Source organism: Bacillus sp. ISL-4 (assembly GCF_018613275.1).
Taxonomy (GTDB): domain Bacteria; phylum Bacillota; class Bacilli; order Bacillales; family DSM-1321; genus Peribacillus; species Peribacillus simplex_E.
In genome coordinates, this window is record NZ_JAGGQN010000014.1 from 299254 (window position 1) to 311935 (window position 12682).

Below are 12682 nucleotides of genomic sequence, written 5' to 3' on the forward strand. Positions count from 1 at the left end.
ACCTTTTTACTATACATCTCATATTCCCGGCCATTAAGTCTGCCTATTAAAGGCCGAAAGCCATTTCTATTATCCTAATACAAAATATCCCTTTCAATCAAATGGGATATTCCGCTCCATTGATTATCATATGAAATAGATGCATTTATTAAATGGCAAAATCCCTGAAATGAGAGGACGCGTTAAAGTAAAGCCAGGATAATGGCACAGAACTCATGTTTTTCCTACAATGTTATTCTTTTAAGCATATAGACCAGCTAATAACAATAACAGGCAATGAAATTAATTATAACACGTACAGCTTTTTCTTATATTAAAGTTTCTTTACACATGCGGTATGTAAATGAATCGTCATTGCCACTTTTTCTGCAAAGCCTTATAATAAATCAACTAATAGGAAGTACGAAGGTGGAATAGTTATGCTCACTCAATATTTAACGGTGGTAGGTCGCGGCGAACATGAAATCGTCATTGAAAAATCCCGTTTTATTTCCCACATCGCCCGAGTTGAAACCGAAGATGCCGCACAGGCCTTTATCCAGGAAATCAAGAAAAAGCACAAAGATGCTACACATAATTGTTCCGCTTATATGATCGGGGAACAAAATCAAATCCAAAAAGCCCTCGATGATGGGGAACCGAGCGGAACGGCAGGCGTCCCTATCCTGGAAGTGCTTAAGAAAAAAGAACTGAAAGACACCGCTGTTGTTGTCACACGATATTTTGGCGGCATCAAACTTGGTGCTGGCGGTCTCATTCGCGCTTACAGCAAAGCGACTTCAGAAGGAATAAATACCACTGGTGTGGTCGTAAGAAAACTAATGCGGGTCATTTCGACAACCGTCGACTATACCTGGCTTGGAAAATTGGAAAACGAATTGCGATCTTCCATTTATCAAATAAAGGAAATTCAGTACCTTGATCAGGTCAATATCCTTGTATATGTTGAGGAAACACAAAAAGAGACATATACCGCTTGGATTACAGAGCTGACAAATGGCCGAGGCCATATCATTGAGGAAGAAATGCTTTATTTGGAAGAGGAATTCGCCTGATAAACTCCTGCATATTTTTCCTTTTTTATGCTGTAATATAATTGAAAAGAAATATTTATTTTACGAAATTATTAAATCATTGTAAAATTAGGTGTAATATATGACGAAATATAAACTGCAGGATTCGAAAAATAGCGATATATGTCTGATGTTCGTTATTTAAAAGGAGAAGAAAAAGATGTCTACTACTAGGCGTGTTTATAAAATTAAAAAAACAAAGAAAAAAAGGCGAAAGAGGCTTTGGTTATTGCTTGTTCCCCTGCTGGTACTTGGTCTGGGAGCTTCTACGTATGCTGCAACCCTGTATATGAAAGCCCAGAATGTATTCAGTGATTCTTATGACCCTGTTGAAGCATCAGCAAAGCGAAGTGAAGCGATCGACCCGCTCGAAGATAATTTCTCGATCCTTTTCATAGGAATCGATGATAGTAAGGACCGTGACTTAAAAGGAAATTCCCGCTCGGATGCTTTAATTCTGGCCACATTCAATAAAGATCAAAAATCTATCAAACTATTAAGCATTCCACGTGATTCCTATGTGTACGTGCCAGCCAAAGGCGTAACCACAAAAATCAACGCGGCCCACGCAGCCGGCGGACCAAAAGCGACGATGGACACCGTAGAGGAGTTATTCGATATCCCTGTCGATTATTATGTTCGCATGAACTTTAATGCTTTCATCGATGTCGTAGATTCATTGGATGGTATCGAAGTCGACGTCCCTTATGAAATAAATGAAATCGATTCACATGACAAAAAGAATGCCGTCCATCTCGAAGAAGGATTACAGACCGTTGATGGTGAAGAAGCATTAGCGTTTGCACGGACACGTAAAAAGGACAGTGATATCCAACGCGGTGAGCGTCAGCAGGAAGTCCTAAAAGCCATCATTGCCAAAGCAACCTCTGCTGGATCACTGACGAAATATACAGACGTAATGGAAGCTGTCGGTGACAATATGACAACGAACCTTAAATTCTCACAAATGAGAGGTTTCATAAAATATGTAACTACCGATAAAGGACTCAATCTTGAAACCATCAAACTTGAAGGTCAAGATTCTACCATTAACGGAACCTATTATTATCAGCTGAACGATACATCAGTAGCGAACACTAAGCTGTTGCTTCAATCCCACTTGAACCTGGGACCGAATGAAGGCAATCAAACCGAAGCCGCTCAATCACAAATACAAGAATAAAGTGAAACCCCCACTCACTCATGAGTGGGGGTTTCCTTTTTTGAAGCGTTCGTCTCCATATAGCTTACCTTATATGAAATGACATGCTTCGCATACAGCCTTAAATGATCCACACTCAATACAGCAAAAAAAGCCACCAACCGTTGCTTTAAACGATTGGTGGCTTTTTATTTATACACTAGCAAAATTGGCTAATCTAGTAATCTATTTCCAAAACAATCATGGCTTGTTTTTAAAGTTGAGCATCTTGAGCAACGGCTGATAGTTTGAATTGACCAAACCAATTTTCTCCACGAAAATCTCTATGATCAGCAGGAGTCCCGTCACAAGGATCAAAGCTCCCCACATCGTTGCAAATGAAAAGATTATGGCCGCTAAGCCAAAGCAAGCAGCTAAAGCGTAAATGAGCAAGACAGTCTGCTTATGAGTGAAACCCAAGTTTATCAAACAGTGATGTAAATGGGATTTATCAGCAGCAGAGATCGGCTGTTTATTGACGACCCTGCGGATAATCGCGAAAAATGTATCCGAAATGGGAACACCCAAAATGATGATCGGTACGATCAATGAAATCATCGTAACGTTTTTAAACCCTAGCAGGGATAGAACGGCAATGATGTAACCTAAGAATAATGCACCTGTATCTCCCATGAAAATCTTTGCCGGATGAAAGTTATATTTCAAAAAGCCAAGAGTGCTTCCAATCACGATCAATGCGACCATAGCAACAAATAGGTCCCCTTTAATAAGGGCCATGGTTGCAATTGTCACTAACGCGATCGTTGAGACACCGCCTGCAAGGCCATCCAGTCCGTCTATTAGGTTGATTGCATTAATGATGCTGACGATCCACAAAATTGTGATCGGTATACTTAAAACACCAAATTCAAGTGTATCGGTAAAGAACGGCAAATTGATGAATTCCACTTCAAGACCGCCCCATAATACGATAATGAGGGCCGCCAAAACCTGGCCCAGGAATTTGGGTGCAGCTCTTAATTCAAAAATATCATCAGCCATCCCAATCAAAATGATGACAAGGGCTCCCACCAGAAGGGGCAACTGCTCCCGAAAGTCATTCATGAAAAGTAAGAAGGTAATGAAAAAACTTAAAAATATAGCTAAACCGCCCATGCGCGGCATAATTTTACTATGCACTTTTCGCTCATTCGGTTTATCGGTAGCTCCTAATTTAAAGGCCAGCTTTCCGACAAAAGGAGTCAAAAAAATGGATAATAAAAAGGCTATCAACAAGGCCCCTATTAACATCAAGAACCACCTCAATTCCACTAAAAATCTAATACCCGTATCGATCTATATGAAAACCTATATATAAATGCTTATTTTAATTTTTCATCCTCAAATAAACATTATATACGTTTTTGGCTAAAATCTCTATAGAAAAGTTGTTTTTTGCAAATTTTTGTAAATCCGACCCTATCTTTGTCAGGTCCCCGGATTTTTTTAATTCTATAGCATTGCAGATGGCCAATTTCAGCTGTTCGACATTGCCGATACCCGTTATCCAGCCCTTGCTCCGATCGGGAATCAATTCCTGTACACCTCCGACATCACTTGTGATTGCCGGAAGACCCGACCTTGCTCCTTCAAGTAAAACCAGTGGAAAACTTTCGCTTAATGAAGTCAATAATGTGATGTCCCCTAACGGGTAGATTCGTTCTAAATCTTCACGATACCCTAAAAAGTGCACATGATCGGATAATCCCTTTTCCGAGACCATCTCTTCCAGAGCGGATCTCCTGCTCCCGTCCCCTGCAAGCAATAGCTTTACATGCGGGAATTCCGATACCACTTCACTTAATGCCGCTAAAGCAAATTCATGACCTTTCACCGATTCAAGCCTTGCAGGCATGATGACGATGAAATCATCCTTTCCAAACCCGAAGTCTTCTCTTTGAAACGGGAAAGGCAATTCCTTTTCAAAGTCTATTCCGTTTAGGATCTTTGTTATTTTTGACGAATGGATTCCTTGGTCAATCAAGTCCTGCTTAAAGCGGTCGGAAACTGCCAGTATATGATCGGCATATTGAAATGACCTTACATGAAGGCCCGTAAACAATTTTCCTTTTACACCCTGCCCCAAAAAGTCATGATGGGGTGAACTGTGAACAGTAAGAAGCCAAGGGCATTTAATGAGGCGCTTTATAAAGGCACCATATATATTCGCCCGCGGACCATGTGTATGGATGATGTCTATATTATTTAGACGGATAAAGTCCCGTAAAGGTTTCAAAATTGAAAGGTCATATTTGGAATGTTGCTTGAAAAGTTCGGTTTGTATCCCGGAAGACATGGCCCGCCGGTAAAGTTCACCATCTTCAAATACACCAAGCAAACACTCCTCTTTATTAAATTGGTTCAGTAAGGACATAATATGAAACATTCCGCCGCCAGTTTCATTCCCAGCGTTTAAGTGCAAGATCCTCATCCAGTCCACTCCTTATGTTCAGGAACGCTGCACCGCTTTCCTTAACCGCTTAACCTTTAAAACGAATCTTGGCAGCGCAAGCATCCGTTTCCACCGCGAAGGTTGCTGGATCAGTCGGTACAACCATTCAAGACGCATCTTTTGCCAGAAAACCGGGGCGCGGTTCACCTTTCCCGCAAGGACATCAAAGCTTCCCCCAACTCCCATGAATAACCCCTTATTGAATAGCCCATAGTGCTTGGAAACCCATTTTTCCTGCCTAGGGAACCCTAATGCAGTCAAAATGATGTCAGGTTCAAGTTCTGCTATCGACTTAGGCAGGGTATCATCCTTTATATCAATGTAACCATGGTTGTATCCCACCAACTCGAGACCCGGGTATGATTCTTTTACTTTCAGGGCCGCAGCTTCAATCACGTTTTCCTCCGCTCCAAGCAGGTATACCTTCAGCGCTTTTTCATCAGCGACCCGAAATAATTCATTCATCAAGTCGAATCCAGTAATCCGCTCTTGTAAAGGTTGATTTAGCCATTTAGAGGCCATAATAATACCAACGCCATCCGGAGTGATGTAATCAGCCGATATAATGATGTCTTTATAATCCTGATGTTCATTTGCATACTCAACTATTTCCGGATTTGCCGTAACGATAAACGTTTTTTTCTGATTCATCAATCTTGGATAGATCATTCCATTCATGAATTCATCCATATTGCTATCAATGAATGGTATGGATAGTATCTCAACAAACTTTTCTGTCATTTCACTTCAGCCTTTCATATGTACTATACATCTAAAGGGTGGGGTATTATTCAAGAAATTTTTTCATACACATCATAGAACGTGATTTTTGATTCAAAGGTGGTTAATCAATTGAAGTTTATAGAAAAGCAATCGTTACCCATTCTATTTCTGTGCCTGCTCGTCCCATCGGCAGTGCCTCACCCTATCGCCGGTTACATAGCAACGGCGCTGATGCTCATTTTTATCGGTATAAATAAAAAAAACCTGTTATTAATTCTATTCATTTATTTCCCTGCCCGTCCCTTATTGATGGAACTGAATAGCGGCTTAACCTATACAGGTGACCTGATCATCCTCACCTTATTCATTTCTTTACTTATTGAAAGATTCAAAAAGAACGAATGGCAATTTTCGAAATATCATTTTACTTCGCCATTTTTGTTGTTCTGTTTAATTGGTGCCGGGGCTGCACTCATTACCGGAGTGGGAATCCTCCCCATCCTATTTGAACTCCGTGCATTGCTTATTACATTCTTGCTTCTTTACATTATCGGTGAATTAAATCTAGAAAGAAAGGATATCTTTCGCTTTTTAAAGGTAATCCTAATATTTACAATCTTACTTTGCCTGCATGGCATGGTGGAGAAAATCTTTTCACGTACGGTCCTGCTTCCCCATGCATGGGAAATGTGGAATCTTTCTCCAACAAACCGGATGAGGATTTATGGAGCACCTGCCAATCCTAATGTATTTGCCTTATTCTTAAGCATCCAGTTATTCCTTAGTTTTTTTCTATTTCAGTCGCTGAAAAAATATAAATGGATCGTCTTCCTGGCAGCCATCCTGCTTTCCGGAACGTTACTGCTTACCTATTCACGGGGCACGATGATTGCATTCGGGTTCTCGGCGCTTGTCTTTATGATATGGACTAGAAATAAACCCTTTCTCAAATATGCTGTAGGAGCATTTTGTCTCGGCCTGCTTCTTATTTATTACCCAGTTTTATTTGCATCAAGTAAAGTGGAGGTATCCGCATCGATTCCCATGGAAAATGTGGTAATTGGCAGCACCCCCTCTCCTGAACACGAACATGCCCTTTCCAATCGTTTTTCAGAAATGTTCTCTGATAAAACTCTGCATCAAAGTACGGAATGGGGCCGGTTATATGTCCTAATCAAAGGAATTGAAATTTTCACAGATCACCCGATAATCGGTACCGGGCTAGCAACCTTCGGAGATTCGGCCACGCTTTCCTATTCCTCACCAATCTATCAGGAATACCAAATTGGTGAAAGGATGTATACCGATAATCAATATATCCAGATTCTGGTCCAAACTGGTGTACTGGGATTTCTTGCAGTTCTTGTATTCATCTTTTTCACCTGCCGTAAAATCCTAAAATCGGGAAATGGCACTTTAGCAGCGTTCACCATCTGCCTGATGTTGGCCGCATTATTAGCAGGACTTTTCTACAATATTCTCGAAGATAAAACGTTTACGCTGATATTTTATAGTTGTTTGGGAATCTGTTTACAGAAGGACATCATTTTAAAGGATTGAAAATATGCCTACTCTTTCACATGTCATTAAATCGGTCGGGCTCGTCACCATTATTGCAGCCATTGGAAAAGTCCTCGGTTTTGGGCGGGAATCGATCATAGCCGCCTATTTCGGGGCATCATCAATGGCAGATGTTTTTTTCGTGGCAAGCCTCATACCAACCATTCTTTTTACGGCTCTCGGCAGCGGTCTTCAGGCCGGCGTTATTCCTATTTACTTGGAAAAGAAAGCGGACAATCCATTGAAAGCTGATGAATTCATCAGTGTTTTAGGCTCTTTCTTTATGCTGGTAGCCGGAGTCCTGACCATTGCCTGCATGATTTTCATAAAGCCGCTCGTCATGTTGACAGCCCCGGGTTTCTCTGATTCCGAGCTTGCCCTGACGGAGTCACTGACCCGGATCATGCTGCCAAGTTTACTATTTTTCACGCTTTCATACATGGCGACGGGGGTCCTGAATGCGAATAAGCGTTTTATTCTGCCGGCACTCACTTCAACTGCACAAAACACGGTCATTATTGCAGCCACTGTATTGTTCGCTGCTCCGTTTGGGATTGAAGGATTGGCTTGGGGGTTTGTATTCGGTGCAGCAAGCCAGTTCCTTATTCAATACCCATCATTGAAGAAATACGGAATCCGGCCCATCGTCGCCTTCCTGCCTCATAAAAGGCAGATCGTTCAAACACTGTACACCTTTTATCCAATCATCATCGCCGCTTTGGCGATCCAGTTGAATAGTGTCGTGGATCGGATTATTGCGACTTCGCTTGAAACAGGGAGCGTATCTGCACTGAACTATGCAAATCGCCTGCTGTGGCTGCCATTAAGCATTGTCCTCACACCGCTGATTACCGTATTGTATCCTTCAATCGTCGAGCGCGCACTTATAGGCTACCAATCTTTCCTTAATTTGACCTTAAAGGGATTGAAATCGCTATTATTTTTAGCGATTCCGTTCATGGTCGTCATGTTAATCAGCGGAAACAGCTTAATCACTCTGGCTTTCCAACACGGGGCCTTCGATGCTTCAGCAACCGAGGTGACTTATAAGGTATTCATCTTTTATTCCGCTTGCCTCCCGTTCTTTGCACTGCGGGATTATCTGATGAATGCCTTCTACGCCTTGAAGAAAACGAAAGTGGCCATGTATTCCTGCGTGATTGCCGTATTACTTAACGTCCTGCTCAGCTGGGTCCTATCACGTTATCTCGGCGTCGGCGGAATTGCTTTAGCATCGGGCATTTCCATGCTCCTGCAATCTCTCTACCTTTTCGGCTACCTATGGCTAAAGACAGAAAGAACGGACAAGGCAGCTTTCAGGGATGTTTTTCAGGAAAGCAGCAAGCTTGCCATCATCGGAATCATCATTTACGGACTCGCTCTCTGGATCCATCCGCTTACCATGACGTTGCCCATCATCATGGAATTAGTGATCATCTCGCTGCTGGTATTCGGATTATATCTCGCATTATCCATTCTTTTTAAAGTAAGCAGCCTGCAAGCGATGAAAAGGATCAGATCATCAAAGTAATACATTAGAAGGAGTGCCATTATGAACATTTTAATCACGACGATTTTCAACTACCCTCATGAAGGAGGGCTATCGAGCCATATCACTACGTTAAAAAAGGGTTTAATGTCGCGGGGCCATAATGTGGACATATTATCTTTCACTCAATTACCACCTTTCAAGAGGAAGATGCTCGCCCAGGCTCCAGGATTTTTATTAAATAAGGTAAAACAGGGGAGCGGCCAGCTTTTCAATGACCGTCAACGCCAAAAATTATTGGCTTCATCTATTAAAGCCTTGAAAAAGAACTATGATGTCATAAATGCTCAAGACATTTTCGCAACGCTCGCCTCCATCGAATCCGGTATACCAACGGTGCAAACCGTCCATGGGTATTATTCATTCGAGGCCGTCAGCAGGGGCGCCCTACTTCCGGATAGTGAAGAAGATTTGATCATTCGGGAGCTGGAAAGAAAAGCTTATCAGTCAGCCGCAAAAGTGGTGACGGTCGATCAAAGGATCAAAGACTATATAAATCATTTAGCACATATAGAGGCGGATACGATCAAGAACTTCATTGACGTGTCTGCTTTCAAACCGGAAATGGCAAAGCGGGAGCAAACTCGCCGGGACTTTCAAATACCCCTACATAAAAAGGTGCTTCTCGTTCCGAGAAGAATGACGGAAAAGAACGGTGTCATCTACCCGCTCCTTGCTCTGCCGGAGGTGCTGGAAAATCATCATGAAACGGTATTGGTCTATGCAGGTACAGGAGAACAGCGAAGCCGGCTTGAGGAAACGGCAGCCAGGCTCCAAATATCTGATTCCGTACTTTTCCTGGGTTCAGTGCCGTTCGAGAAAATGCATAATCTCTATGAAGCATCGGACATCGTACTCATCCCAAGTGTTCATTCCCACGGGGTGGAAGAAGCAACTTCCATTTCTGCATTAGAAGCGATGAGTTGCCGCTCACCCGTCATTGCAAGCGCAATCGGAGGTTTAAAGGAGATTCTCATTGATGGTGAAGATGGTTTGTTAGTGGAGGAAAAAAATAAAGAAGCACTTGCACAAGCCATCTCCATTCTGCTTAAAGACACTGCTTATGCAACAAAGTTAGCTGCGAAAGCAAGATATAAAATGGAAAGCGAATACTCCCACCTTTCAGCTGCCGAGCGGTTTGAGAAAGCTTATGATGAAGTGCTGAACTAAAAAAAGCAGACCCGAAGCCCGGGTCTGCTTTTCACTTTCATACCAGTGCGGAACTACGCCTTTTCATTTGTTCTTCACGGTATTTTTTCTGTTCTTGTTTAGACATGGCGTTATATTCTTTTAAGAATGCTTCATATTGCGGCATTACATCGTTCATGGCACCGTATGCCTTTAACTCTCCATATTCAAGCCATAAAGCCTTTTGGCAAAATTTCTTCATCTGACCGATTGAATGGCTGACAAAGAACATCGTTTTGCCTTTTTCCTTAAATTCGTTCATTTTCTCCAAACACTTTTCAGCAAAGTTTTTATCCCCGACTGATAAGGCTTCATCAATAATCAGGATATCTGGATCAATATGCACGGAAATGGAAAAACCAAGCCTGGACTTCATGCCGCTTGAATAGGATTTCACCGGTTGGTCAATGAACTTGCCAAGCTCTGAAAACTCGATGATCTCAGGCTCAAGTTCTTTGATCTGATTTTTGTCAAATCCGAGCATCAGCATTTTCAGTTCGATGTTTTCTCTGCCCGTCAACTGATTATTCAGGCCCGATGCAACGGCAATCAAAGCCGTTTTCCCGTTAGTTTGGACATTTCCGTCCGTGGGAGGGATAATTCCTGCAATAATATTGGACAATGTGGATTTCCCTGATCCGTTGACCCCGACAAATCCTATTACATCGCCCTTTTCAGCTTCAAAACTTACATTTCTCAGAGCGAAATACTCTTCCCCATAGCTTTTGGGCAAAAGGAGATCCAATAATTTTTCCGAGTTTTTATTATATAATTTATATTTTTTCGTTATATCTTTGACTATTACCGATTTTTCCAACTTTTCTCACTTCCAGTTTACTTAAAGTCAACAAAGCGATCTCTAAACCTGACATGCAGCGAGGAACCTATCAAAAACAAGATGATAACGACTGCCCAGAAATAAAGCGTATATTCCCAATGCTCTATTAGATACCATGATTCCCCCAACAATGAAGCTCGATACCCATCCACAATATAATATAGTGGATTCAGCTTCATGATATTGACTAGAACAGGATGGTCCTTAGCATCCAATACCCAAAGGATTGGTGTTAAATAAAACAAGACTTTCATTAAGGACACGATTATATTATGAACGTCTCGAATAATGGTTGATAATGTTGAAGTGATTAACCCAAACGAAAATAACAGCAAGACCGTCGCAACAATATAATACGGCAGTTGCAAGATATAGACTGTTGGGAGGTATCCAGTAAAACCTAATAGGATGATGATGACTCCCAGCAGCATTAAATGCTGATACAACTTGGCAAAGATGACATACGAAGGGATGACACTCATCGGAAAGCTCATCTTGGATACCATATTCAGTCGGGAAAAGACGGATTTGGACGTTTGGGTTATTGAAGGGTTCACAAAAAACCAGACAACGATCCCTGCCATTAGCCATGGAAGGAAATTTTCACCGCGATTTAAGATTATAAAGCCGAATACAAACCAATAAATTGCAATCTGTATCATCGGATTGATGACTTCCCATAGGATTCCCAGGTAGTTATTGCTGTTGGCACTTTTCACTTCATAAACAGATAAACGCCTTACCAAATAAAAACTATTGATTTGTTCTTTTAAAACGGTCAAAGCTGAACTCATAAATTACACAGACCTTCCTAAAAACACTTTTTCTACGACACGGCGTGAAGCCTGGCCATCCTCGAGTGCACAAAACCGCGCGTGAAAATGATTGATATCATTGGTATTTTCGTATTTCATCGTCTTGATACTATCAATGACCGCATCAGATGTTTTGACTAACAAACCAGGTGCATTCTTTTCAAAATCAAAGTAAAACCCGCGAAGCTTGTCCCTGTAATTTTCAATATCATATACATAGAAAAGCATCGGACGCTGTAAATTTGCGTAATCAAAGAATACGGATGAATAATCAGTTATTAATAAATCCGAAATAAGATACAAATGACTGATATCCTCGTAACTGGATAAATCATAGGCGAATCCTTGATACGCCGATAAATCCAAGTTCTCTGAAACCAAATAATGAAGACGGAGCAAAATGACATACTCCTCCCCCAATTCCCGTTTCATTCGATCCAGATCCAGCTTTATTTCAAACTTATATTTTCCCTTGCTATAAAACTCATCGTCCCTCCAAGTCGGGGCATATAAAACGATCCTTTTCTCTATTGGTATACCCAACTTCTGTTTCAATGAGTCGATTGTATCACGATTATTCCCATTGTAAAGTATATCATTACGAGGATAACCGGTTTCCAGAATTTTAGAAGTATCGACATTGAAGGCCCGGGCAAAAATTTCACTGGAATAAGCATTCGGTGAAATTAAATAATCCCATTTACTTGATTCGGCATGGAAATTTTCTTTATATTTATCCGTCGTTGTTCCAGGCATATGAACTTCATTCATATCCGCCGCAAGTTTCTTTAATGGAGTACCATGCCACGTTTGCAAATAGATCGTGTGCTTTGGCTTCGGAATCCAAAGCGGTAGCCTGCTGTTCGTTACCCAATAACGGGCCCTTGTCATTTTGAGCAGCCAACTAAGTGAAAAACGATTGAGATATGGGATGCCTGCCTCTTCGAAATGAGCTGTATATCTTTTATCTACGCTCCAATACATTTTATATTCAGGATGGTGACTCTGCAAGTATTCATAAATCGCCCGGGGATTGCAGCTATACTGCTTGCCCAAAAAGCTCTCAAAAATAACCAGCTTCCGGTCCACCGGCAATACTGTGCCCGCCATCTCAAAAGCCACTTTATATCCTCTTAAAAAAATTGCTTTAGCCTTATTTTTAACTAGCGATAGAAAGGAAGGTCTCTTTGAGGTTTGTATTTTTTCATTTGACATATCCGATCTCCCTTTTTATTGATTAATGGTAATGAAACCATGCTAATAAATCGAATTAAAAATAAGCT

10 protein-coding genes and 1 pseudogene are annotated in these 12682 nt (G+C 41.4%); 5 read left to right on the top strand and 6 right to left on the bottom strand.

Going from position 1 to position 12682, the window contains the following annotated elements:
* The first annotated feature begins 419 nt into the window (after window positions 1-419).
* Window positions 420-1055 carry a YigZ family protein gene (locus J7J00_RS14065; protein ID WP_214791399.1) on the top strand — a complete coding sequence of 212 codons (636 nt, stop codon included), beginning with the start codon at window positions 420-422 and terminating at the stop codon, window positions 1053-1055.
* A 178-nt stretch (window positions 1056-1233) separates the two neighbouring features.
* Window positions 1234-2256: an LCP family protein gene (locus tag J7J00_RS14070; RefSeq protein WP_214791401.1), complete on the top strand. Its 1023-nt coding sequence runs from the start codon at window positions 1234-1236 to the stop codon at window positions 2254-2256.
* A gap of 219 nt (window positions 2257-2475) precedes the next feature.
* On the opposite strand, the gene J7J00_RS14075 is transcribed toward J7J00_RS14070, so the two are convergent.
* The 3 genes from J7J00_RS14075 to J7J00_RS14085 form a co-directional block, all read right to left on the bottom strand.
* Window positions 2476-3525 carry a glycosyltransferase family 4 protein gene (locus J7J00_RS14075; RefSeq protein ID WP_214791403.1) on the bottom strand — a complete coding sequence of 350 codons (1050 nt, stop codon included), beginning with the start codon at window positions 3523-3525 and terminating at the stop codon, window positions 2476-2478.
* Window positions 3526-3601: 76 nt separating this feature from the next.
* Window positions 3602-4705 carry a glycosyltransferase family 4 protein gene (locus tag J7J00_RS14080; protein WP_214791405.1) on the bottom strand — a complete coding sequence of 368 codons (1104 nt, stop codon included), beginning with the start codon at window positions 4703-4705 and terminating at the stop codon, window positions 3602-3604.
* A gap of 18 nt (window positions 4706-4723) precedes the next feature.
* The gene (locus tag J7J00_RS14085) at window positions 4724-5467 is read right to left on the bottom strand and encodes a WecB/TagA/CpsF family glycosyltransferase (RefSeq protein WP_214791406.1); all 744 of its coding nucleotides are present in this window, start codon (window positions 5465-5467) and stop codon (window positions 4724-4726) included.
* 111 nt (window positions 5468-5578) lie between these two features.
* Between J7J00_RS14085 and J7J00_RS14090 the strand changes: the two genes are divergently transcribed.
* From J7J00_RS14090 to J7J00_RS14100, 3 genes are read left to right on the top strand one after another with little or no spacing between them, the layout of a single operon-like run.
* Window positions 5579-7009, top strand: a complete 1431-nt coding sequence (locus tag J7J00_RS14090) for an O-antigen ligase family protein (RefSeq protein ID WP_214791408.1) — start codon at window positions 5579-5581, stop codon at window positions 7007-7009.
* Window positions 7010-7013: 4 nt separating this feature from the next.
* On the top strand, window positions 7014-8540 hold the full coding sequence (gene murJ, locus J7J00_RS14095; protein ID WP_214791410.1) for a murein biosynthesis integral membrane protein MurJ: 1527 nt from the start codon (window positions 7014-7016) through the stop codon (window positions 8538-8540).
* 21 nt (window positions 8541-8561) lie between these two features.
* On the top strand, window positions 8562-9728 hold the full coding sequence (locus J7J00_RS14100; protein WP_214791412.1) for a glycosyltransferase family 4 protein: 1167 nt from the start codon (window positions 8562-8564) through the stop codon (window positions 9726-9728).
* A 37-nt stretch (window positions 9729-9765) separates the two neighbouring features.
* Here J7J00_RS14100 and tagH read toward each other — a convergent pair whose 3' ends face one another.
* The 3 genes and pseudogenes from tagH to J7J00_RS14115 form a co-directional block, all read right to left on the bottom strand.
* Window positions 9766-10563 (bottom strand): teichoic acids export ABC transporter ATP-binding subunit TagH, encoded by a 798-nt coding sequence (tagH, locus tag J7J00_RS14105; protein ID WP_214791414.1) that lies wholly within the window; start codon window positions 10561-10563, stop codon window positions 9766-9768.
* 17 nt (window positions 10564-10580) lie between these two features.
* A complete protein-coding gene (locus tag J7J00_RS14110) occupies window positions 10581-11378 on the bottom strand; it encodes an ABC transporter permease (protein ID WP_214791416.1) in 798 nt (265 codons plus the stop codon).
* A 3-nt stretch (window positions 11379-11381) separates the two neighbouring features.
* Window positions 11382-12587, bottom strand: a pseudogene (locus tag J7J00_RS14115) (CDP-glycerol glycerophosphotransferase family protein); the annotation flags it as partial.
* Window positions 12588-12682 lie beyond the last annotated feature (95 nt).

Coding starts and splice junctions, on each gene's coding strand:
- J7J00_RS14080 (WP_214791405.1), bottom strand. CDS start 4,705: ATGAGGATCTTGCACTTAAACGCTGGGAATGAAACTGGCGGCGGAATG.
- murJ (WP_214791410.1), top strand. CDS start 7,014: ATGCCTACTCTTTCACATGTCATTAAATCGGTCGGGCTCGTCACCATT.
- J7J00_RS14065 (WP_214791399.1), top strand. CDS start 420: ATGCTCACTCAATATTTAACGGTGGTAGGTCGCGGCGAACATGAAATC.
- J7J00_RS14100 (WP_214791412.1), top strand. CDS start 8,562: ATGAACATTTTAATCACGACGATTTTCAACTACCCTCATGAAGGAGGG.
- J7J00_RS14085 (WP_214791406.1), bottom strand. CDS start 5,467: ATGACAGAAAAGTTTGTTGAGATACTATCCATACCATTCATTGATAGC.
- J7J00_RS14070 (WP_214791401.1), top strand. CDS start 1,234: ATGTCTACTACTAGGCGTGTTTATAAAATTAAAAAAACAAAGAAAAAA.
- J7J00_RS14075 (WP_214791403.1), bottom strand. CDS start 3,525: ATGTTAATAGGGGCCTTGTTGATAGCCTTTTTATTATCCATTTTTTTG.
- J7J00_RS14110 (WP_214791416.1), bottom strand. CDS start 11,378: ATGAGTTCAGCTTTGACCGTTTTAAAAGAACAAATCAATAGTTTTTAT.